Here is a 20336-nt window from a genome sequence, read left to right on the forward strand (position 1 = left end):
CTCTTACCTATCAGGCCGCGCGCCGTCGCCACAGTGTCGCGGGTTACACAGTCACGCTACCGTGGCAGGCTCGGGCATCCCCGGCCCATGGCCATACATTCTCTCACAGCCGCTTGTCGAACGGAATGATGTCGATTGCGGGGCGCAGGTTATCACAACCGAAATGCCAAGGCCAAACCCCCGTCGGGTGGCGGACCTGCCGCTGCGTTGGTGGCGTGATGCCGTTGAGATCGGCCCGGCGTTCCCGGCGGAGTGCGTGCGGACCTCGGCGGAAACCCGCCTGTCGGCGATCCCGTGCTCGTCGTTGGGGAGAACCTCGTCCGGCGCTGGCAGGCAAGGTGTGGCATCGATATGATGACGGCCCGATGACATGCCGTGAGCTCGCAGCCCGCCTTGCCTGCCCCTGAGCCCCAGCCTTCCGCCACCCCGGTTCCAGCCGGCCGCCGCGCCATGGCGGTCGCGGTGCATGTCTTCACCGCCAGCGGCGTGATCTGGGGATTCCTGGCGCTTCTCGCCGTTGCCCGCGGCGACGTCCGGGGAATGTTCCTGTGGCTGGCTGTGGCTCTGTTCGTCGACGGCATCGACGGCACCATCGCCCGGCGCATCGACATCCAGAACGCGGCGCCGCGCTGGTCGGGCGCGGCGCTCGATCTGGTCGTCGACTTCATCACCTATGTGCTGGTGCCCGCCTATGCGCTGATCGAATGGGGCCGGCTGGCGCCCGGCTGGGATCTCGCCGCGGCGCTGCTGATCCTGATCACCAGCGCGATGTATTTCGCCGACAACGAGATGAAGACCGAGGACGCCTGGTTCAAGGGGTTCCCTGCTGTCTGGAACCTCGTCGTCTTCTACTTCTTCCTGCTCGACCTGGGGCCGGTGGCGTCTTTCCTGGCCGTCGTGGTCCTGGCGGCTCTCACCTTCGCGCCGATCGTGTTCGTGCATCCGTTCCGGGTGGCGAAGCTGCGGACGCTGACGTTGACGCTGCTGCTGATCTGGTCGGTGCTGGCCTTCCACGCCGTCTGGCGCGACATGCGGCCCGAGCCCTGGGAGGTCTGGACCTTGTCGGCGATCGGCGTGTATTTCCTGGCCCTCGGCTATTTCAGGACGAAGCCCGGCAACGCATAGGCGGGCTCCCGCGGGGGCGCATGACCGAACTTCTGACCGATCCTGCGGCCTGGGCGGCGCTGGTCACGCTCACGGCCATGGAAATCATCCTGGGCATCGACAACGTCGTCTTCATCTCGGTGCTGGTGTCGAAGCTGCCGCACGACGAGGCCAGGCGCGCCCGCTCGGTCGGCCTGTCGCTCGCCCTGGTCTTCCGCATCCTGCTGCTGCTGGCGCTGACCTGGCTGATCGGGCTGACGCAGCCGCTGTTCTCGGTCCTCGGGCGCGACGTCTCCTGGCGCGACCTGATCCTCATCGCCGGCGGCCTGTTCCTGATCGTCAAGGCGACCCATGAGATCCACAACGAGTTCGAGCACGAGGAGGTCGGTGCCGTCGATCTCAGCGGCCGGGCGTTCACGGCGGTGATCCTGCAGGTGGCGGTGATCGACATTGTCTTTTCCATCGATTCCATCGTCACCGCGATCGGCATGGCCCAGCACGTGCCGGTGATGATCGCTGCCGTCATCATCGCCATGGGCGTGATGTGGGCGTCGTCCGGCCCGGTCGGCGGTTTCATCCAGCGTCATCCGACGACGAAGATGCTGGCGCTCGCCTTCCTGATGCTGATCGGTGTCTCGCTGGTTGCCGACGGCGTCGGCATGCACATCCCGCGCGGCTACATCTATTTCGCCATGGCCTTCGCGGCGATGGTGGAGACGATCAACGTGATGGCGAAGAAGCGGCGGGCGGTCCAGAAGGCGGAGCCGCCGCCCCGGGCCGGGCGGCTCGACGGCTGAGGCCGCTCCCTCTCGCATCTCGTCGCCCGCTGGGCTACCTATCGCAGCACTGTCTGCGCAGCCCAGGAGGTGCCCATGCCCGGCGCGATCCGTATTCACAAGACCGGCGGACCGGAGGTCCTCACCTATGAATCCGTCGAGACGCCCGCGCCGGGCCCCGGCGAGGCGCTGATCCGCCATCACGCCTGCGGCGTCAACTTCATCGACACCTATTATCGTTCGGGCCTCTATTCGCCCGGACCGCTGCCGTTCATCCTCGGCGCCGAGGGGGCCGGCGAGGTGGTGGCGGTGGGCGAGGGGGTGGCCAACGTCCTGCCGGGGGATCGGGTAGCCTATGCCGGCAGCATCGGCAGCTATTCGCAGGAGCGGGTCTATCCGGCCGCGCGCCTGGTCACGCTGCCGGCTTCGATCTCCTACGAGCAGGCGGCCGCCATGATGCTGAAGGGCATGACGGCGCAGTACCTGCTGCGGCGCACCTTCCGGGTGGAGAAGGGGCACACGGTCCTGGTGCAGGCGGCCGCGGGCGGTGTCGGCCTGCTGCTCTGCCAATGGGCGAAATCGCTCGGCGCGACGGTGATCGGCACGGTCGGTTCGCAGGAGAAGGCCGAGCTCGCCCGCGCCAACGGGGCCGACCACACCGTCCTCTACAAGTCCGAGGACTGGGTGAAGCGGGTCCTCGACCTTACCGAGGGGCGCAAATGCGACGTGGTGTATGACGGTGTCGGCAAGGCCACCTATCCCGGTTCGCTCGACTGCCTGAAGCCGCTCGGCACCTGGGTGACGTTCGGCAATGCGTCCGGACCGGTCGAGCCGGTATCGCCGCTGGTGCTGATGCAGAAGGGCTCGCTGTTCATGACCCGGCCGACCCTCACGCATTACACCGCCAGGCGCGAGGATCTGGTGGCCACCGCCAATGACCTTTTCGCGGTGGTCGCCTCGGGTGCGGTCACCATCCCGGTCAACCAGCGCTATGCGCTGAAGGACGCGCGCAAGGCCCACGAGGATCTGGAAGGGCGGGCCACCACCGGTGCGTCGGTGTTGATCCCCTGAAGCCCGGCAGCGGCTCCGCCCATCAGGGCCGCGCCGCCTGCCTCGCCAGATCCTCGACGATCGCCTCGACATGGCGGGTGATGTCCGGGGCGCCGGTCATCTCGCCGAACGTGCCGCGCGTCATCGGGCCGAGGGCGAGGATCGCGGGATCGGCGCGGCCATCGTGGGCGACGAGCCGGCTCCGCCGGTCGACGTCCAGGCCAAGCCCCACCGCGTCGTGCCGGGCTAGGCCGGAGGCTACGAGGCTGCGCACGAGCGGATGCCGCGCGAGATCCCGGTCCGGTCCGATGCAGAGCACGATGCCGCCGAACCGCCGCTTCACGGTGGCCCCGTGCCTGTGCTGCAGCGTCGCCGAAAGGGAGCCGGCCTCCGTGTCGATGGCGAGGACGCCGGCCTTTTCCACCCTGACCCGGCCAGCTGCGATGGCGTCCGCCAGCGTGGCGCGGGGCTGGGGCGCGACGCGGAAACGATGCACATCCCAGAACGGCAGCAGGCGCCGGACGACGCGCCGGCGCTCGTCCACCGGCAGGGTCGGCCAGAGCCGGCCGAGATTGAAGCGCAGCGCGTCCGCGGCCGGATGCCAGCCGAGCCCCCGCGCCTCCGCGTCGCGGGCTCCCCGGCGCGCCAGCTGGAGCAGTTGCAGGGCGGTTTCAGGGGGCGAAACGTCCTGCGGCAGATCGAAATCGTCCAGGAACAGGCCTTGGGGCTGGGCCAGCAGCCCCCGGCGGGACACTGCCGTGATGGCGCCGCGATGGCCGCCCGCGAGCAGGGTTTCGACCATGTCCGCCATAGTGAGGCCAGTGCCGACGAGCAGGACGGCCGCGTCCGGGGCGATCGGCGCGAGGGCGTGCGGCTGCCAGGGATTGGCCACCAGCCGGGCGTCGGCCGCGGCTGCGGCATCGATCGGGAAGGGCGCGCGCGGCGGCGCGTGGCCGAAGCTCAGCACGATGCAGTCGGCGGCGACGACCCCGCCGCCGGCGAGCTCCACCGTCCAGGCGTCGCCGTCGCGCCGGACGTCCGCGGCGAGGGCGCGGTGGTGGCGCAGCGCCAGCTGCGGCGTCGCATCGGCCAGGCATCGGCGCAGCACGTCGCCGACATAGGCGCCGTAGGCGGATCGGGGGACGTAGTGGTCGCCCTGGTCATCGGTGCTCGATCCGTCTCCGGGCAGGATGCCCTTGTCGAACAGCCAGCGGGTCGCATGATCGCGGTCCTCCGGGAAGAGGCTCATGCGGTTGCTGGGCACGTTGATGCGATGGAGCGGGTCCTTCGCGCCATAGGCTGCCCCGTGGCCGAGTTCGGCGGCCGGCTCGATCATTTCAAAGACGATCGGGCCCGCCAGCCGCCGCGCCGCATGGATGACGAACGCGGCGCCGGTGAAGCCGCCGCCGATGACGGCGATCCGGACCGCCTTGCCGGCGGGAGGCCGGACCGTCATGGCGCGGTGCCCGCGAGGCGGGCGCTGGCCGGATGCGGCGTCCCGTCGGCCTCGAACAGGCGATGGCTGAGGTCCGTTTCCGTCCCCGCGGCCTTGATGCCGCGCCAGCCGAGGATGCGGCGATAGCTGCCGAGGCGACCGGACGCGACCAAGTCCTGTTCGTCGACCATCTCACGCTCCGTCATCAGCGGCGAGACGTAGAGCGCATCGGTCGGGCAATAGAGCTCGCACAGGAAGCAGGTCTGGCAGTCCGCGAGCCGGGCGATCACCGGCACGCCGTCGGGTACGGCGTCGAAGACGTTGTCGGGGCAGGCTGCAACGCAGGAATCACATTTGATGCAACGGCTATGGCTGATGAGTTCGATCATGGCATGAGTCCGGCCGGCCGGACGAGCGGCCTGTCGAGGCCGGCGACCAGCAGCCGCCCGGCCTGGGCCGGATCCGTGGCGGCATGGTCGCGTCGGCGGTGGATGCCGCGGGACTCCGTCCGGGCGAGGGCACTGGCGCAGATCCACCGCGCCGTCGCCGTCATCGCCATCACCTCGCGTCCATGCAGGAGGCGCCCGGCATCGGCCTGCGTCGACCGCCGGCCGGGCGCCCGCAGCCGCTGCCACGTCGCATCGAGGGCGGCGAGAGACCGGCGCAGGCCGGAGCCGTCACGCGTGAAGTTGCGCTCGATCGGAAACATCTCCGCTTGAACCGCAGCGAGGCCCCGGTCCAGATCGTCCTCGATCCGGCCGGTCTCGTCCGCCTCGTCGAAGGCGCGGCAGAAACCGTGCCGGGCGGTCCGGGACGCGAAGGCCGCGGCGGCGCCCCCCGCCCAGCTGCCGGAGGCGATGGCCCAGGTCGCGTTCGGGCCGCCGCCACCGCTGGCGGCGCCGACGAGGTTTTCGCGCGAGGCCGCGTCGCCGGCGGCGAACAGGCCGGGCACCGTCGTCGCGCCCTCGTCGTCGACCAGGAGGCCGCCGACACCGCGCACGGTTCCTTCATAGCGCAGCGTCACCGGGAAGCGCTGGGTGAAGGGGTCGATGCCCTGGCGGTCGAGGGCGAGGAAGATGTTGGGTTGGCCGCGCCGCAGGCCCTCGCGGATGGCGGGCGAGGCCTTGTCGATGACGGCATGGACCGGCCCGCGCGGCAGGTGCCGCGCCAGGATTTCGAAGGGATCGTCTCCCTCGAGCACGGTGCCGGCCGCATCGCTGAAGGTCGCCCAGTCGTAGATCAGGTTCTTGGTCACCGTCGCAGCCGCGTGCGAGATGCCGTATTGGCCGGAGAACTCCATGCCCGACAGCACGGCTCCGGCCTCGGCCGCCATCAGCAGGCCGTCGCCGGTCAGGCCATGGGTGCCCAAGGCCTTGCTCCGGAAGGCGCAGCCCCCGGTGGCGATCACCACGGCTCCGGCGCGGACCTGCCAGGGAGCCCCCGAGAGCCGTTCGAGGCCGTGGGCTCCCATCACGCCTTCGCCGTTGCCGATGAGACCGGTGGCCGGGCAGTGGTCGAGCAGCTTGACCCCCGATTTGTGCAGGCGCCGGCGCAGGATCTGCATGTAGTCGGGCCCGCGCAGCGTTCCGCGATAGAGCTCGCCGTCGTCGTCATGCGGAAACGCGTAACCCCAGCTCGGCAGGAGGGCGAGGCGGCGCCAGGCCTCGTCGAGCACGCGCTCGACCGTAGCGGCCTGTACGAGGCCGAAGCCCCGGGCGAGGCGGCGCTCGATCACCTCTCGCCGCGCCCGGCTGCCGGGGGCGGTGTCGATGACGGCCGTGTTGGCGGAGGCCGTCGCGCCGCTGGTGCCGACCCGCCCCTTGTCCGCCAGCACCACCTTCGCGCCCGCCTCGGCCGCGGCGATGGCCGCCCAGGCGCCGGCAGGACCGCCGCCGAGGACCAGGACATCCGCGGCGAGGTCGAGGAGCTTTGCAGCGGGCGGCATCACGACGGCCTGTAGAGCACGAGATCGATCTCGACTAGGGCGCCGCGGCCGAGCCGGGCGACACCGATGGTGGTCCGGGACGGAACCGTGGCATCGTCGGTGAACACCCGGTGATAGACCCGGTTCAGCCCGTCATAGTCGCGCTCGAAATCGGCGAGGTAGAGCCGCACGAACACCGTGTCGCGCCAGGAATAGCCGGCGGCCTCGACGATGGTGGCGAGGTTGTGGAAGGTCAGCTCGGCCTGGGCCTCGATGCCTTCGGGGAGGGGAGCGTCCGGCGCGGCCGGATCGACGGGCAACTGTCCGGTGACGTGGAGCCAGCCGCCGGCCTGGCTGGCGTGATGATATTTCACGCCTCCGGGCGGCGGCGGAGCGGCGGCGACGAAATGGCGTTGGATCATGGTCTGCTTTCGTGAAAACCGGTGGAGGCGGCGTCAGTCGTGGCCCTGCCAGGGCGCGATCACGCGCTGGAGCAGGCGTAGCGCCAACTCCATGCCGATCGAGACCACGGCAATGACGATGATGCCGAGAATGACCACGTCGGTGACGAGGAAGTCGGATGCGCCCTTGATCATGAAGCCGAGGCCGCGCGTGGCGGCGATCAGTTCTGCCGCGACCAGCGTCGCCCAGCCGACGCCGAGGCCGATGCGGATGCCGGTGAGGATGTTCGGCAGGGCATGCGGCAGCAGAACCAGGGTGACGACCTGAAGCCGGCCGGCGCCGAGCGAACGCGCCGCATTGACCTTGTCCTGCGCCACGGAGCGCAGCCCGTCGGTTGTGGCGATGACGATGGCCGGAAAGATGCCGAGATAGATCACCAGCACCTTGGCGAATTCGCCGATGCCGAACCAGATGACGACGAGCGGCAGATAGGCGAGCGGCGGGATCGGCCGGTAGAATTCGATCAGCGGCTCCAGCATGCCCCGGGCCGTCTGGTTGAGCGAGATGGCCAGGCCCGCGAGCACGCCGGTGACGGTGGCGACGGCGAGCGCCGCCAGCACGCGTCCGACGCTGGCGACGAGGTGCTGGGGCAGGGTGGCCCCTTCGAAGCCATCGGTCCAGACGGCGACCGCCTTGTCGAGAACCGCGGCGGGAGAGGGCAGGAACATGGCCGGCACGACGGCGAACCAGGCTGCCAGCCACCACAACGCCAGCAGGGCGGCGAAGGTGGCGATGGCGACCCGGGCGACATAGCCCAGGCGTGGCGGAGCCGCTTGCCGAGACGCGGCCGGCGCGGCGGGCGATGTCGAGGCGGGGAGGGATACTTCGCTCATGCTGCCGCTTCCATCGGTCGGCGATGGGCGAAGATCAGCGCCTTCACCTCTTCGCGAATGGCAAAGAAGCGCGGGTCCGACTTCACCGAGCCGGCGGTCTCACCGGCGGCGTAGCGGCGACCGAAGTCGAGATCGATCGAAGCGACGACGCGGCCGGGCCGCGGCGACATCACCAGGAGGCGCGAGGCCAGGAACACCGCCTCCTCGATGCCGTGGGTGATGAAGAAGATGCCCTTCTTCGTGCGGTTCCAGATGTCGAGGATCAGTTCCTGCATCTGCTCGCGGGTCAGCGCGTCGAGGGCGCCGAGCGGCTCGTCCATCAAAAGGAAATCCGGGTCGGCCGTCAGCGCCCGCGCCACGCCGACGCGCTGGCGCATGCCGCCGGACAACTGCCAGATGCGCCGGTCCTCGATGCCCTCCAGGCCGACAAGGCGCAGCATCGCCCGCGCCCGCTCCCGCCGCTCCGGCCTGGGCACGCCCTTGAGGCGCAGCCCGAAGGCGACATTGTCGGCGACATCGAGCCAGGGCAGCAGCGCGCCGGTCTGGAAGACCACGCCGCGGTCGGCGCCCGGCCCGGCGATCGGCTTTCCGCCGAGCGTCACCGAACCGCCGGTCGGCGACTGGAAGCCGGCCATCAGGTTGAGCAGCGTGGTCTTGCCGCAGCCGGAGGCACCGAGGGCGACGACGAACTCGCCGGGCGCGATCGACAGCGAGACATGATCCAAGGCGGTCACGGTACCGGCGCCGTCATAGCGGACGACCGCGTTCTGGACGTTGAGGACGCTCATCGGTTCTTCCGGGTTGTCATGGGCGGGCGGATCGAGGCCGCCCGCCCCTGGATCATGGGTTCAGTTGACGGCCGCGGCGGCCTTGACGAACTCGGCCGTGGCCGTCGGCGCATAGTCCGGCAGCAGAGCGTCGACCTTCTTCTGCTCCTTGAGGAAGGCGGCGGTGGCGGCGATGGCTTCGGCCGTGCCCCGGCCGAGGAACGCATCGGAGGCCTGCTCGTCGGCCAGCGGGTAGGAGAGGCCGGCGATCTGGTCCGAGACCTCTTCCGGCTTGGCGCCGGTGAAGTCGGCGATCTTCCTGGCTTCCGGCGTGCCGGGGCCAAAGGCGGCCGGGTCCTGGCGATAGCGGGCGAAGGCGGCGAGCGTCACCTTGGCGAAGGCGGTTACGGCCTCCGGGTGCGCCTTGGCGAAGTCGTCGCGGGTGATCCAGGCCACGAAGGTCGGGCCGCCGAGCTTGGCGACCTCGGCGGAGGTGATCAGCACCTTGCCGTTCTTCTTGGCCGCGGCCAGGGTGGGATCCCAGACATAGGTGCCGTCGATGTCGCCGCGGGCGAAGGCGGCCGCGATCTCCGGCGGCTGCAGGTTGAGGATGTCGACCTTGGCTGCATCGACGCCCCAATGCTTGAGGGCGAACAACAGGCTGTAATGGGTGGTCGAGACGAAGGGGACGGCGATCTTCTTGCCGACCAGGTCCTGCGGCGTCTCGATGCCGGCGCCGTTGCGCACCGCCAGGGCCTCGGCGTCGCCGATCAGGCCGGCGATCAGGAAGGCCTTGATCGGCGCGCCGCGCGTCACGCCGGCCGCCAGCGGGCTGGAGCCGGCATAGCCGATATCGATGCTGCCCGAGGCCAGGGCGGCGATGACGCTCGCGCCCGAGTCGAACTTGCGCCACTCGATCTTGGCGCCCGTGGCCTTCTCATACTCGCCGCCGGCGATCGCGGCCTGGGATGGATCGGGCACCGCCTGGTAGCCGATGCGCAGGGGCTCGGCGGCCTGCGCGTGGGAGGCGAAGAGGAAAAATGCGCCTGCAGCCAATCGTTTGAGGGAGTTCATTCGTGTGTTCCTTTTGGGCGTATTCGCCGATGCGTGTCCGGATCACGCGATGCATGGCGGAGACGGTCCCCTGCCGCGCATCGCTCCGGCCGAAGGGGAGGCAACGATTTCAATCTATAAAGTCTATAATATTAGTCAATAAAAAGATGCGCATGTCTCCGACGGAGGCGGTGGTCGAGCTCGCTGGCCGCCTCGATGTCGATGACGAGCACGTCCTGCGTACGACCAGGCCCAGCCGGCCACCGGCCTCGCGGCAACTCCCGCGTGCGGCTGCGCCATTCTTTCCGGAACGCTTGAACGTGCGGACCGCCGAATTGCCGGTCGACACGCTTTCGCGCCGGACCGGGAAGGTGTTTAGCCGCCGGACTGCGGCCCGATCGTCGGCAGCGCGTGCTCGATGGCGAAGACATGGGCGTAGAGGTTGGCCACCCATTGCCGGCCCTCGAAGGTCATTTCGAGCAGGGTGATGGCGTCGCGCACATAGGGCTGCACCCGCGACCAGAAGAATTTGGGGTAGCGCTCGGCGACGTCGGCCGGCGTGCGGTAGCCGAGCGGCTTGTTCAGGCCGATCTCGGAGAATTCGTGAAACAGCGCATTGAGCTTGCGCAGATAGAGCGGATCGCCGAGCTGGCCGATCAGGTCGGCCGCCCGCATCAGTCCGGCTTCGGTGTCGGTCTCGGCATGGTCGTCGCCGGTGGGGATCGGGAAGCGGGTCAGCTCGACCGCGGCCGCCAGGCGCCGCGCATCCAGCACCTCTTGCTGGCCGAAGCGCTCGATGATGGCGATCTTCGAGCGCTCGACATGGTAGGGCGCAAGGAAAGCGTCCGAGGCGCCGCGCGGGATCGGCAGCATCGTTCCCGCCGCGTCGATGACGCAGGCGTTCGGCGTGTCGGCCCGGCAGACGCCGCGGACATAGCCGATGTCGTGGGTCAGGGCGGCCAGCGTCATGTGCAGCCAGTCGGAAGGGGTCACCTCGCGCCGCGTGCGCCAGCCGCGCAGGATGTCCTGGGTGACCAGGGCCACCAGCGCCGTGTGCTCGGCATTGTGGTAGAGCGCGTCGCTGGTCGAGATGCGCTCGATCACCAGCCGCGCCGCCTCGTCGATGATCTCGGCGAAAGCCGGCTGGCGCCCGCCAAAGGCCCGCATATAGGTCGCCGACAGGCGACGCCCGAGTTCGTCTGCAATCAGAGCGGACGGGTTCAGCATCGATCGCGATCCTGGGCCGTGCTAGCGGCAGGCGCCCCCCGGGAGCCGCATCATAGCCGACGTTGCGGAAGCATGCCACGGGAGATGATCCGGCCGGCTTGCGCCACCGGGTGCGTGCGATCCGCCCGCGACGTCCTGTCCGCGGCCGTCGCGGCGAGGTCCGGGCACGGCATGCCGGCGGTGCGGACCTCGCGCCGAACGGGCCGGCGCTGTTGCGCCAGGGCGTCGGCGTCAAGCAAATGTTCACGATGGATCGAAGATCACTCTGGTACCCGGGCGGCAGGAGGAATATCTTGGTGCATGGAAGCGGTTTTATGGAGCCAGTAATGCGGATTACATCGTTGTTTGTCGCCCTCGCCACGGCCACGGGGGCTGCGGCCGTTTTGGCGGCTCCTGCGTCCGCGATGCCGGTTCAGTCGGGGATGCAGGTCGCGGCTCCGGCCGGCGTGGTCGAGTTGGCGGAATATCCGGCGGGCACCAAGCCCCCGGTGGTGCGGCGCAATCGCCGCGACGCTCAGAAGCGCGCCAACACCCCCGCCTACGCGTCGGGGAATCCCCCGCCAGCCATCGCTTTGCCGCCCTCCGGCGATAACAGCGCGTATTATGGTGACAGCTCATACGGCGCGCCGTTCTATTTCAGGCCGTTGTTCAGCCATGACTACACGCCCCGCCGCGCCGAGTACTACGATATCCGCGGCGGAAATCCGGTTCCGTATTGAGGCGAGACCGACGGCGTCGGGCTGCGGTCCGGGGAGCTTGATCAGCCTTCCCGGAGCGCGCCAAGGCTGAGGCCGCGCACCAGATGGCGCTGCACCAGCAGAATGAAGGCGAAGCCCGGCAGGAGCGCCGAGGTGCCGAGGGCGGCGAGCAGACCGACGCCCTGGCCCATCGAGGAACCGAAGGCGGTGATCTTCACAGGCACCGTCTGGATGGCGCTGGTCAGGAACACCGCCATCAGGAACTCCGTCCAGGAGAAGATGAAGCACAGGATCGCGGCTGCGGCGACGCCGCCGCGCATCACGGGCAGGACGATGCGCCCGAAGGTCTGCCACCGCGTGGCGCCGTCCAGCATCGCCGCCTCGTCGACTTCGACCGGCACGTCGTCGAAAAAGGACTTCAGGATCAGCGTCGCCAGCGGCAGGTTGATCAGGCCGTGGGCCAGGATCAGGCCGCCATGGCTGTCATAGAGCGACAGGCCGTGCATGATCGCGACCAGCGGGATGATCAGCGCGATCGGCGGCAGCATGCGCTGCCAGAGCAGCCAGGCGAGCATGAGGACCCGGCCCCGAAAGCGCAGGCGCGACAGGGCGTAGGCCGCCGGCGTGCCGAGGAGCAGGCACAGGCTGGCCGAGCCGAGGGCGACGATGGTCGAGCTCAGCAGCGGCATGCGCGAATCGAAGACGTTGTCGCCGCCGAGCAGCCCCGGCTCGATGGCGAAGGGCGAAACGCCGCCGAGGGTGACCGCATAGTTCGCCAGGGTCGGGGTGAAGTCGAAGAAGACGGTGGCATGCCTGTCGAACACGGCCGACAGCGGCTTGATCGAGGTCAGCAGCCACCAATAGGTCGGAAAGGCGAACAGCCCGGCGACCAGAAGGGCTGCGACGTCGCGCAGGGCGCTGTGGAAACGGGACGGCGGCATCGACGGCCTCATGATGGCCGACGACCGGCTCCGGCGAGCTTGCCGCGTTCCGTGGCTCGAGTCACGTCCCTCCTGCCGGCCGGCCCGGGCCGCCGGCGAGCCGTTCGGCCAGGACGGCGGCCTGCGTCCGGCTGACCACGCCGAGCTTGCGCAGGATGGTCGAGACATGGACCTTGACGGTCTGCTCGGCGATGTCGAGCTCCCCCGCGATCTGCTTGTTGAGCTTGCCGTCGACGATCATCATCAGGATGCGCAATTGCTGCGACGACAGCGATGCGAAGCGGGCGGCGAGCGCGACCTCGGCGTCCGATGCGGGATCCGAGCCGGCGAGGTCAGCCGGAATCCACACCTCGCCGGCCAGGATGCGGGAAATCGCCTCGGCCATGTCCGGCAAACCGAGCGATTTCGGCACGAAGCCCGAGGCACCGTAGGCGATGGCCGAGCGGATGGTGGTGGCATCCTGCCGCGCCGAGATGATCGCCACGGGAACGGTGGGACATTGGGCGAGCAGCAGGAACAGGCCGGCGAACCCGTCGGTGCCCGGCATGGTGAGGTCGAGCAGGACGAGGTCGATCTCACGCGGATCCGGGGCGACGGCCGCCGTCACCGCATCGAGCGTGTGGCACTCGAGGATCTCGGTGCCGGGCAGCGCGGCCGCCAGGGCGCTGCGCAGCGCCGCCTGCACCAGGGGATGGTCGTCGCCGATGACGATGCGGGTCATGCTGCCTCCCCGTCGAGTGCGGCGCGGCGGTGCAGCGCGGCGCCGTTGAGGAAGCGGCGCAGCGCCGCCGGCTTGACCGGCTTGAGCAGCAGGTCGCAGCCGCGCGCCTGCGCCTCGGTGTGGACAGCTTCGCTCCGGTCGGCGGTGACGAGCAGCGCCCGCACCTGCCGTGCCCAGGCCCGGCGCAGGCGGTCGAGCACCTCCAGGCCCGTATGCGGCTGGTCCAGGTGATAGTCGACCAGCACGACGTCCGGGATCCGGTCGGCCAGCCGGGCCAGGGCCATGTCCTCACCGCCGGCGGCCACGGTCTGGTGCCCCCACCGGTCGAGCAGCGCGCCGAGGCCCTGCAGGATGGTCGCGTCATTGTCGATGCACAGGACCAGCAGGGGCGCCGCCGCCGTGGCCACGGGCTGGTTGCGTTGGGCGATCGAGGAGGCCGGCGCCGCCGCCAGCGGCACGGACACGCTGAAGCAGGTGCCATGGCCGGGGCGTGAGCGCACCGTGACGTCATGGCCGAGGAGCCGGGAGATGCGCTCGACGATCGCCAGGCCCAGCCCCTGGCCCTTGTCGGTGATGCCGGGCGGATTGAGCTGGCGGAACTCCTCGAAGATTTCCGCCTGCCGATGCTCCGGGATGCCGACGCCGGTGTCCCATACCTCGATGCGCAGCCGGTCGCCCCGGCGGCGGCAGCCCAGCAGGATGCGCCCTTTCGGCGTGTAGCGAACCGCGTTGGCCAGGAAGTTCTGCAGCACCCGCCGGAGCAACTGCGGGTCGCTGCGTACGGCGAGGACGCTGGGGACGACGCGCAGCTTCAGGCCCCGCTCGCGTGCGAGAGCGGAGAATTCGCGACAGAGCTGCGAGAGCATGTCGGCGACGACGAATATGGCCGGTTGCGGCCGAACGGCGCCTGCGTCGAGCGACGAGATGTCGAGCAGGGTGTTGAGCAGATCCTCGGCCGATTGCAGCGAGGCGGTGGCGCTTTCGGCCAGCACGCGGTCCTCGCGCGCCCCGGCACCGGCCGGCCGGCTGCCGAGGCTGTCGTCCAGCGCCGCCAGGAACAGCCGCGCGGCATTCAGGGGCTGCAGCAGGTCGTGGCTGGCGGAGGCGAGGAAGCGCGTCTTGCCGGCATTCGCCCGCTCGGCCTCGGCCGTGGCCAGTTCGAGGGCCTCGGTGCGCTCGCGCACGCGCTGCTCGAGGGTCTCGTTGGCCTGCCGCAGGGCCTGCGCGGCGCGATGACGTTCGGTGACGTCGGCATAGGTCGAGATATAGCCGCCCTCCGGCATCCGGTCATAGGTGATCTCCAGCACCATGCCGTCCGGGCGGCGGCGCTCATAGACATAGGGCCAGGTCTGCGCGGCGATGTCGCGGTTGACCACGAGCGCCTTCAGATCCTCGACGCCGTATTCGCCGCGGACCCGGTTGAAGGCCACCAGGTCGGCCAGGGGCAGCCCGACTCGGACGAGATCGCCGGGCAGGTCGAGGAGATCGAGGAACCGGCCGTTCCAGGCCGAGATCCGCAGGTCTGCATCGAAGGCGCAGATGCCCTGCGGCACGCTCTCCAGCGTGCCCCGCAGCAGCTTGTGGTTGAAGCGCAGCGCCTCGGACGCTTCGTCGAGCATGGCCATGGCGGCTCCGCGCGACAGCCAGTGTCCTTCGAGGGACGCCGCCATCACCACGCGTGCCGACGCTGCGCCGATGGCGCCGGCCAAAAGGTTCTCGGTGAAGCGCACGGCGTCGGCATCGACCAGATCCGACGGATCGAGAGCCGGGCCCGAGCCGGCACGGCGGGCGGCGACATAGCCGTCGAAGGCCGTGGCGCCGTGCTCCGGCCCGACGAAGCGGGCCGCCAGGGCCCGCAGATCCGACAGGCCGGCAACCGCCCGACCGGTCCGTGCCGGGACGGTCGCGTCAGCCGCGCCGCCGGCGAAGGCTGCGGCCTGGATGCGCTCGGCCAGGCTCGGGCGCCGCAGCAGCGACAGGAGGATGAAGCAGGCGAGGTTGGTCCCGAGGCTCCAGAGCACGGCGTGGGAGATCGGATCGAGGCCTGCGAGGCCGAACAGCGCCTGCGGCTTCAGCCAGGCCTGGCCGAAGGGGCCGTTCTGCACCAGCGCGTCGATCGCGGGCAGGAACGGCGCCAGGGACGGGAGCAGCAGCGTATAGGCCCACAGGAGGAAGCCGGCGCTGATGCCGGTGATCGCCGCGGCCCCGTTCGCCCGCGGCCAGTAGAGCGCACCGAGAAAGGCCGGTCCGAACTGGGCCACGGCGACGAAGGACAGGAGCCCGATCACAGTCAGCGGATAGGCCTGGTCGACCAGGCGGTGCATGAGGTAGGCGAGCAGCAGGATCGCCAGCACCGACAGGCGCCGCACTGCGATCAGCAGGGCGGTGACGTTCCAGCTCTCGGCCTGCCGGCCGAAGCGGCGCGTGCGCAGCAGGATCGGCATCACCACGTCGTTGCAGAGCATGGTGCTGAGGGCGACCGCCGCGACGATCACCATGCCGGTTGCCGCCGACAGGCCGCCGATGAAGGCCAGCAGGCCCATGTCGAGCGCCTGGGCCGCGAGCGGCAGGGTGATCATGAAGGTGTCGGGGTTGACCGAGGCGCCGAAGCTTGTCAGCCCGGCGATGGCGATCGGCACCATGAACACGCTGATCAGCGCGAGATAGAGCGGGTAGAGGAAGGCCGCGGTGCGGGCATGGGACGCCTGCTCGTTCTCCACGACCGCGACGTGGAAAGCCTGCGGCAGGCACAGGAAGGCGATGGCGGCGATGAGCGTGTTCGAGAGCCAGGTCGGATGCGTCAGGTCGACGGCGAGGAGGGGAGCGAGGCCGGCCTCCGACCGGGCCCGGGCCAGGAGGTCGCCGATGCCGTCGAACATGCCGAAGACGATGAACGCGCCGACCGCCAGGAAGGCCACGAGCTTGACCACGCTCTCGAAGGCGATCGCCAGCATCAGGCCGCGATGGTGCTCGCTGGCGTGGATGTGGCGGACGCCGAAGATGATGGCGAACAGGGCCATGGACACCGCCACGGCGAAGGCGGTGTCGCGCCAGAACGGCACCTCGGCGCGGGGCATCGGCAGGGACGGCGCGGTGAGGACGTCGAAGCTGGTGCCGACCGCCTTGAGCTGCAGGGCGATGTAAGGCAGCACGCCGACGAGGGCGGTCAGCGTCACCAGGGCGGCGAGCGTCTGGCTCCGGCCGTAGCGCGTGCCGATGAAGTCGGCGATCGAGGTGGCGTTCCGGGCCTTGGCGATGGCGATGACCCTGGCGAGCAGCGGCTGGCCGAAGACCAGTACCAGCGTCGGGCCGATATAGATCGGCAGGAAGTCGAGGCCGCTCGCCGCGGCGCGGCCGACCGAGCCGTAGAAGCTCCAGGACGTGTTGTAGATCGCCAGCGTCAGGCAATAGCCGATCGCCGCCATGCGCGAGCCCGGCGCGTGCAGCGGGCCGTGCGCGGTCCGCCGGTCGCCCCACCAGGCGACCAGGAAGAGAATGGCGACATAGGCCGCCGCCACGGCGAGAACCAGCCAGCTCGGCACGGCATCCCCTCGGACATCCCCCGGCAGGCGGAGCGCTGCTGCCGGGAAGGGCCCGAATCTTAGGCGCGGGGCGGCTGCCGGACAATGCGATGGCCGCCCGCATGAACGAAAGTAGGGGTCTCTCCGCCGTCGCCGCAGGCGGTAACTTGCCGGTAGAAAGGTGCGGCGCCACACGCGCCGATGTGAGACGATCACGATGCGGATCAACCGCAGGCAGCCAGGAGGAGACCCTCGATGACCACGGCTTCCGAAGCCGGCCGCTCACCCTTGCCATGGCTGGGCTGGCTGGCGATCACGCTGCTCGGCGCGTTCGCGCTGGGCACAATCGCGCTGCATCGCGGCGAGACCATCAACGCTCTCTGGCTGGTGGTGGCCGCAGCCTGCGTCTATCTCGTCGCCTATCGCTTCTACAGCCTGTTCATCGCCACGCGGGTGCTGCAGCTCGACCCCGGCCGGCCGACGCCGGCCATGCGCCACAATGACGGGCTCGACTTCGTCCCGACCAACAGATACGTGCTGTTCGGGCATCATTTCGCCGCCATCGCCGGCGCGGGGCCGCTGGTCGGCCCGGTGCTCGCGGCGCAGATGGGCTATCTGCCGGGCACGCTCTGGATCCTCGTCGGCGTCGTCTTTGCCGGCGCCGTGCAGGATTTCCTCGTCCTCTTCATCTCGACCCGTCGCGACGGCCGCTCGCTCGGCGACATGATCAAGTCCGAGATGGGCACCGTCCCCGGCCTGATCGCCATGTTCGGCGTCCTGATGATCATGATCATCCTGCTCGCCGTGCTCGCCCTCGTCGTGGTCAAGGCGCTCGCCGGCAGCCCGTGGGGCACCTTCACCGTGTTCGCGACGCTGCCGATCGCCGTGCTGATGGGCCTCTATGGGCGCTATATCCGCCCCGGCCGCATCGGCGAGATGTCGGCGATCGGCTTCGTGCTGCTGATGCTCGCCATCCTGTTCGGCCAGCCGGTGAGCCAGAGCCCGCTGCTGGCGCCGCTCTTCACCTTCAAGGGCGAGTCGCTGGCGCTGATGCTGATCGGCTATGGCTTCGTCGCCTCGGTGCTGCCGGTCTGGCTGCTGCTCGCCCCGCGCGACTACCTCTCGACCTTCCTGAAGGTCGGCACCATTCTCGGGCTGGCGCTCGGCATCCTGGTCGTCATGCCGGAACTGAAGATGCCGGCGGTGAGCCGCTTCGCCGACGGCAGCGGCCCGGTGTTCTCCGGCAGCCTGTTCCCCTTCCTGTTCATCACCATCGCCTGCGGCTCGGTCTCGGGCTTCCACGCCCTGATCGCCTCGGGCACCACGCCGAAGATGCTGGAGAACGAGGCGCAGGCGCGCTTCATCGGCTACGGCGCCATGCTGGTGGAATCCTTCGTGGCCATCATGGCGCTGATCGCCGCCTGCGTGCTTGAGCCGGGCGTCTACTTTGCCATGAACAGCGCGCCGGCTGTGATCGGCACGACCGCTGACCAGGCGGCTCAGACGATCGCCGGCTGGGGCTTTGCGATCACGCCGGACATGCTGACGCAGATCGCCAAGGATGTGGGCGAGAGCACGGTCCTGTCGCGCGCCGGCGGCGCCCCGACGCTGGCCGTCGGCATGGCGCATATCCTGTCGAACGTGATCGGCGGCCAGAGCCTGATGGCCTTCTGGTATCACTTCGCCATCCTGTTCGAGGCGCTGTTCATCCTGACCACGGTCGACGCCGGCACCCGCGTGGCCCGCTTCATGATCCAGGATCTGCTCGGCACGGTCGTGCCGGCGATGCGCCAGACCGAATCCTGGGCCGCCAACCTGATCGCCACGGGCCTGGCCGTCGGCGCCTGGGGCTATTTCCTCTACCAGGGCGTCGTCGATCCGCTCGGCGGCATCAACACGCTCTGGCCGCTGTTCGGCATCTCCAACCAGATGCTGGCGGCCATCGCCCTGACGCTGTGCACGGTCGTGCTCTTCAAGATGAAGCGCGAGCGCTACGCCTGGGTCACCATCGCACCGACGGCGTGGCTGGTGGTCTGCACCCTGACCACGGCTGTCCGGTTGGTTTTGGTAGACAGGTTGCATGGCATTGATTCTACTTGTTTCCAAGCACTTGCCGGTGTTTTGGACACGAGAAGGAGCCAACGCCATGCGTCACCACAATAGCGTATTGCACGGGCTTCTGAAGCATGTGCCGTGGTCGGTGTTCGATCGGCTTGTGGATGAACAGGGAACGGATGCCCGGGTTCGGCGGCTGAGCACCAAGAGTCAGTTTGTGGCGCTGCTTTACGCGCAGCTTTCCGGCGCCGCCTCGCTGCGCGAGATCGAAACGGCGATGTCCAGCCACGCGGGCAGGCTCTATCACCTGGGCGTGCGTCAGGTGTCGCGCTCGACCTTGGCCGACGCCAACGCCCTGAGAACGCACGAGGTCTTCTCGGGCCTGTTCGCCCATATGGCGGCCCAGACCAGCCGGGGCTTTCGTCGGTCGAGCGCCGAGGTGGTGCGCCTGATCGACTCGACGAGCCTGCGGCTGTCGGGGATTGCTGCGGCCTGGGCACGCTTCTCCCGCAGCGCCGTCGGCGCCAAGGCGCACATCATCTACGACCCGGACGCCGACCGGCCGCTCTACCTTGAAGTCACGCCCGCCAAGGTCAACGACATCACGGCCGCGCACGCCATGCCCATCGAGCCCGGCGCCACTTATGTCTTTGATCTCGGCTATTATCATTACGGTTGGTGGGAGCGCCTGAACGCAGCCGGCTGCCGGATCGTCACCCGGCTCAAGAAGAATACGCCCCTGGCTCCGGTCGCCGAACAGCCTCTGCCGCCCGGATCGACCCTGCTCTATGATCGGATCGGCCACCTGCCCGAACGCCTGACGACGACGCGCATCAACCCCTTCCAGGATCCCGTGCGCGAGATCGGCGTCGTTCTCGATGACGGCAAAACACTGCGCATCCTCACCAACGACCTGGACGCCCCAGCCCAGGAGATCGCCGACCTCTACAAGCGCCGCTGGGCCATCGAACTCTTCTTCCGATGGGTCAAGCAGACCCTCCGCATCAAGCACTTCATCGGGCAATCGGAGAACGCCGTGCGCATCCAGATCGCCGTCGCCCTCATCGCCTACCTGCTGCTGCGCATCGCCAACGACGCCGTCAAAATCGTCGACAGCCCACTCGCCTTCGCCAGGCTCGTCCGCGCCAACATCATGCACCGTCGCAGCATCGACCAATTGCTCAAGCCGCCCACCATCCCAAAAAGCGACCCTCGCCAAGTCCATCTGGACTTACTCCCAACATGAACCGGACAGCCGTGCACCCTGACCGCCGGCTGGCAGAAGCTGTTCGACGAGCGCCCCGCCATCAGCTTCCTCGCCCATGCCCGCAAGTTCTCGGACGCGCTCAGCCGCGGCGAGGTGCTGGCGCCGGCCAAGACGGTGACGGAGATGCAGCGCGTCGTCTTCAACGACTATGTCGATGCCGCCCTGTGCGCCATCTTCATGGCTGTGGTGGTGGCCATGCTCGTCTACGGCGTGCTGGCCATCCGCCGGGCCCTCGCCAATCCCGCTGCTTCGGTTCAGGAGGTGTCCGATGACCTGCAGGGTCTGCGGCCTCTCGCTTCCTGACCCCGCCCGCCTCGGCCGTCTGCTGTCGCAGACGGCCAGGCTGATGGTGGGTGTGGCGGACTACGAGGCCTATGTCGCGCATCACCGGGCGAACCACCCGGGCGAGCCGATGAGCCGCGAGGCGTTCTTCCGCGCCTGCCAGGACCGGCGCTACGGCGTCGGCACCGGGCGGATGATGCGCTGCTGCTGACGGGCGACC

The 20336-nt window shown here is 69.2% G+C and carries 19 protein-coding genes; 8 read left to right on the forward strand and 11 right to left on the reverse strand.

What is annotated here, in order from left to right:
• Window positions 1-375 precede the first annotated feature (375 nt).
• From AC27L4_RS19305 to AC27L4_RS19315, 3 genes are all read left to right on the forward strand, one after another.
• A complete protein-coding gene (locus AC27L4_RS19305; RefSeq protein WP_487143987.1) occupies window positions 376-1125 on the forward strand; it encodes a CDP-alcohol phosphatidyltransferase family protein in 750 nt (249 codons plus the stop codon).
• Window positions 1126-1145: 20 nt separating this feature from the next.
• On the forward strand, window positions 1146-1901 hold the full coding sequence (locus tag AC27L4_RS19310; protein ID WP_487143988.1) for a TerC family protein: 756 nt from the start codon (window positions 1146-1148) through the stop codon (window positions 1899-1901).
• 75 nt (window positions 1902-1976) lie between these two features.
• Entirely contained in the window at window positions 1977-2951 is a 975-nt protein-coding gene (locus tag AC27L4_RS19315; protein ID WP_487143989.1) for a quinone oxidoreductase family protein, read from the forward strand.
• A 22-nt stretch (window positions 2952-2973) separates the two neighbouring features.
• On the opposite strand, the gene AC27L4_RS19320 is transcribed toward AC27L4_RS19315, so the two are convergent.
• The 8 genes from AC27L4_RS19320 to AC27L4_RS19355 all read right to left on the reverse strand — a co-directional run bounded on the left by AC27L4_RS19320 (window position 2974) and on the right by AC27L4_RS19355 (window position 10631).
• On the reverse strand, window positions 2974-4386 hold the full coding sequence (locus AC27L4_RS19320) for an FAD/NAD(P)-binding protein (protein WP_487143990.1): 1413 nt from the start codon (window positions 4384-4386) through the stop codon (window positions 2974-2976).
• Window positions 4383-4754, reverse strand: a complete 372-nt coding sequence (locus AC27L4_RS19325; protein WP_487143991.1) for a 4Fe-4S binding protein — start codon at window positions 4752-4754, stop codon at window positions 4383-4385. The genes AC27L4_RS19320 and AC27L4_RS19325 overlap by 4 nt, the downstream gene beginning before the upstream one ends.
• The gene (locus AC27L4_RS19330; RefSeq protein WP_487143992.1) at window positions 4751-6310 is read right to left on the reverse strand and encodes an FAD-binding protein; all 1560 of its coding nucleotides are present in this window, start codon (window positions 6308-6310) and stop codon (window positions 4751-4753) included. The genes AC27L4_RS19325 and AC27L4_RS19330 overlap by 4 nt, the downstream gene beginning before the upstream one ends.
• Window positions 6310-6711, reverse strand: coding sequence for a RidA family protein (locus AC27L4_RS19335; RefSeq protein WP_487143993.1), 402 nt, complete (start codon window positions 6709-6711; stop codon window positions 6310-6312). The genes AC27L4_RS19330 and AC27L4_RS19335 overlap by 1 nt, the downstream gene beginning before the upstream one ends.
• A gap of 33 nt (window positions 6712-6744) precedes the next feature.
• Window positions 6745-7584, reverse strand: a complete 840-nt coding sequence (locus AC27L4_RS19340; protein WP_487143994.1) for an ABC transporter permease subunit — start codon at window positions 7582-7584, stop codon at window positions 6745-6747.
• Window positions 7581-8372 carry a taurine ABC transporter ATP-binding subunit gene (gene tauB / locus AC27L4_RS19345; RefSeq protein WP_487143995.1) on the reverse strand — a complete coding sequence of 264 codons (792 nt, stop codon included), beginning with the start codon at window positions 8370-8372 and terminating at the stop codon, window positions 7581-7583. Before tauB ends, AC27L4_RS19340 begins: the two co-directional genes overlap by 4 nt.
• A gap of 60 nt (window positions 8373-8432) precedes the next feature.
• Window positions 8433-9425 (reverse strand): taurine ABC transporter substrate-binding protein, encoded by a 993-nt coding sequence (gene tauA / locus AC27L4_RS19350; protein WP_487143996.1) that lies wholly within the window; start codon window positions 9423-9425, stop codon window positions 8433-8435.
• Between the two features lie 354 nt (window positions 9426-9779).
• Window positions 9780-10631 carry a metal-dependent phosphohydrolase gene (locus AC27L4_RS19355; protein ID WP_487143997.1) on the reverse strand — a complete coding sequence of 284 codons (852 nt, stop codon included), beginning with the start codon at window positions 10629-10631 and terminating at the stop codon, window positions 9780-9782.
• A gap of 293 nt (window positions 10632-10924) precedes the next feature.
• Between AC27L4_RS19355 and AC27L4_RS19360 the strand changes: the two genes are divergently transcribed.
• Complete coding sequence (locus AC27L4_RS19360) at window positions 10925-11350, forward strand: hypothetical protein (RefSeq protein WP_487143998.1); 426 nt, start codon at window positions 10925-10927, stop codon at window positions 11348-11350.
• 41 nt (window positions 11351-11391) lie between these two features.
• Here AC27L4_RS19360 and AC27L4_RS19365 read toward each other — a convergent pair whose 3' ends face one another.
• The 3 genes from AC27L4_RS19365 to AC27L4_RS19375 all read right to left on the reverse strand — a co-directional run bounded on the left by AC27L4_RS19365 (window position 11392) and on the right by AC27L4_RS19375 (window position 16533).
• Complete coding sequence (locus AC27L4_RS19365) at window positions 11392-12270, reverse strand: carbohydrate ABC transporter permease (RefSeq protein WP_487143999.1); 879 nt, start codon at window positions 12268-12270, stop codon at window positions 11392-11394.
• Between the two features lie 61 nt (window positions 12271-12331).
• Window positions 12332-12991 carry a response regulator transcription factor gene (locus AC27L4_RS19370; RefSeq protein WP_487144000.1) on the reverse strand — a complete coding sequence of 220 codons (660 nt, stop codon included), beginning with the start codon at window positions 12989-12991 and terminating at the stop codon, window positions 12332-12334.
• A complete protein-coding gene (locus AC27L4_RS19375) occupies window positions 12988-16533 on the reverse strand; it encodes a hybrid sensor histidine kinase/response regulator (RefSeq protein ID WP_487144001.1) in 3546 nt (1181 codons plus the stop codon). Before AC27L4_RS19375 ends, AC27L4_RS19370 begins: the two co-directional genes overlap by 4 nt.
• 234 nt (window positions 16534-16767) lie before the next feature.
• On the opposite strand from AC27L4_RS19375, the gene AC27L4_RS19380 reads away from it, so the two are divergent.
• From AC27L4_RS19380 to AC27L4_RS19395, 4 genes are all read left to right on the forward strand, one after another.
• Window positions 16768-18675 (forward strand): carbon starvation CstA family protein, encoded by a 1908-nt coding sequence (locus tag AC27L4_RS19380; protein WP_487144002.1) that lies wholly within the window; start codon window positions 16768-16770, stop codon window positions 18673-18675.
• Window positions 18659-19813 (forward strand): IS4 family transposase, encoded by a 1155-nt coding sequence (locus AC27L4_RS19385; RefSeq protein WP_487141794.1) that lies wholly within the window; start codon window positions 18659-18661, stop codon window positions 19811-19813. The genes AC27L4_RS19380 and AC27L4_RS19385 overlap by 17 nt, the downstream gene beginning before the upstream one ends.
• A gap of 144 nt (window positions 19814-19957) precedes the next feature.
• Entirely contained in the window at window positions 19958-20137 is a 180-nt protein-coding gene (locus AC27L4_RS19390; RefSeq protein ID WP_487144003.1) for a hypothetical protein, read from the forward strand.
• Entirely contained in the window at window positions 20103-20327 is a 225-nt protein-coding gene (locus AC27L4_RS19395; protein WP_487144004.1) for a YbdD/YjiX family protein, read from the forward strand. The genes AC27L4_RS19390 and AC27L4_RS19395 overlap by 35 nt, the downstream gene beginning before the upstream one ends.
• The last annotated feature ends 9 nt before the right edge of the window (window positions 20328-20336 follow it).

The sequence above is a fragment of the Labrys sp. Lb11 genome (assembly GCF_057554225.1).